At 71.1% G+C, this 1,829-nt stretch carries 2 protein-coding genes; both read right to left on the bottom strand.

What is annotated here, in order from left to right; translation table 11 throughout:
* Nucleotides 1–100: 100 nt before the first annotated feature.
* Complete coding sequence (locus tag GA0115259_RS11100; RefSeq protein WP_093594494.1) at nt 101–646, bottom strand: hypothetical protein; 546 nt, start codon at nt 644–646, stop codon at nt 101–103.
* Nucleotides 647–779: 133 nt separating this feature from the next.
* Nucleotides 780–1,829, bottom strand: a 1,050-nt coding sequence (locus GA0115259_RS11095; RefSeq protein ID WP_107469165.1) for an FAD-dependent oxidoreductase, incomplete at its 5' end; no start/stop codon positions are given.

Here is a 1,829-nt window from a genome sequence, read left to right as displayed (position 1 = left end):
GGCGGAGGAGGGAGCCCACGCGGAGCGTAGGCGACCGACGACAACGCGGCGAGGCGCGGCACCAGGGCACGCGAGCCCAGCAAGATCCAAACGAGAGGCCCTAAGCCTCGCCGTCGTCGAACCGCGCGTCCAGAACCTCGTCGAGTTCAGCCGCCCAGGTCTTGACCTGCTCCTTGGACGAGCCCTCGACATCGTGCTGGAACCAGCGCTGAGGCGACGTATAGACCGTGATACCGAAACGCCGCCCGAACCGCGGGACGTCGGTCTCCACCGCCTTGATCTCCTCCCAGTCGAAGTCGGCCTCCTCGCCGTCCAGCCGGAACGTGATACCGGCGTGGTCGGCGACGATCGTTCCGCGCCGGTCGGACGCCTCGAAGACGGGCCCGTCGTCTTTCTCCTCGTCGTCATCCTCTCCGGCGGGCGTCTCCGCCTCACCGTCGGCCGCCTCCTCCTTGGAGTCGGCGGTCTTCTCTCCCGGAACGGCGGCTTCCGGCGGTGTGTCCACCGCCTCCGGCTCCGTCTCCGAGGCGGTCTCGTCCCCCTCGTCCGCCCCGGCAGGGCGCGAGGGCAGGAGCCCGGGTACATACGCCGGATCGGTCCCGGCCGGGTGCGTCGGCAGAATAATGGGATCTGTTTGTTGCTCCACGGGGAGCAGTATGGCCGACATCCCTGTGTCCACAACCGCCGGGCGGAGCAGTCGAATCCATCGAGGCTCGCCCGACGGCGGTCTGTTCATCCTGCGTCGTGGAAAACAAGGCCGAGTGTGCGCCGGACCGGTCTCACCGCACCGACGCCGTCGGCGGATGCTCTCGTACGGCGCCGTAGGCGAAGAAGTACGCCGGTACCCGGTTCAGCCACGGCGAGGTGGTGAGCAGATCGGTGATCCGCCGCGCCCGCCTCGGGTCGCCGAAGGGCGGGCGTCCCGCCAGCACCGGTTCGACGACCCGTGCATGAGCGATCCGTTGCAGCGCCTGCGTCAACGCCGCGGTGGGCCACCGGCGGCGCTGGACGGCCCGTACGTCCCGCAGACCGACCGTGCCCTCGCGCAGCGGCCCGACGAGATACCGGGCGGCGGCCACGGCGTCCTCGACGGCGAGATTGATGCCGATGCCGAAGACCGGCGACATCGCGTGCGCCGCGTCGCCGATGCAGAGCAGCCCAGGGCGGTGCCAGCGCCGGAGCCGGTCGAGCCGTACGTCGAGCAGCTTCACCTCGTCCCACGACCGCAGCGCGTGCGGCCGGTCCGCGAGCCAGGGGACCGCGGCCGTGAAATCGGCGATGAAACGGTCGAGACCGGCGGCGCGGCGCCGGCCGTCGCTTCCCTTGGGAATCAGCGCGGCGCACTGCCAGTACTCACCGCGGTCGATCACAACGGTGAGGAACCGGTCGCCGATGCCTCCCACGAGTCCGCGCGGATCGCTCTCGTGCCGCGGCAGCCGGAACCACCAGGCGTCCATGGGACAGGTGAACTTCCGCAGCCGCAGTTCGGGCAGCGACCGGGCCGACGAGCCACGGCCGTCGCAGGCCACCGTCAGCGTGGCCCGCAGCTCACCGGTCCGGCCGTCGGACGTGCGGTACCGCACGCCGGTGACCCGGCCGCGCTCCATCAGGAAAGACGTCGCCTCCGTACTCATCCGCAGGGAGAAGGACGGCTCCAGCCGCGCCTCGTCCGCCAGAAGGTTGAGCAGGTCCCGCTGCGGCACCATCGCGATGTAGTTGTACGGCGCCCGCAGCGCGCCGATGTTCCCGACGGTGACCAGCGAGCGGTCCGGACCGAGCGGCAGCTGCACCGCGGTCACCCGCCGCTGCGGCAGACGGGCGGACCGCCC

The organism is Streptomyces sp. MnatMP-M17 (genome assembly GCF_900091995.1).
GTDB lineage: Bacteria > Actinomycetota > Actinomycetes > Streptomycetales > Streptomycetaceae > Streptomyces.
Note: the sequence above shows the minus strand (reverse complement) of the source record. Positions and strands in the feature narration are given on the sequence as shown.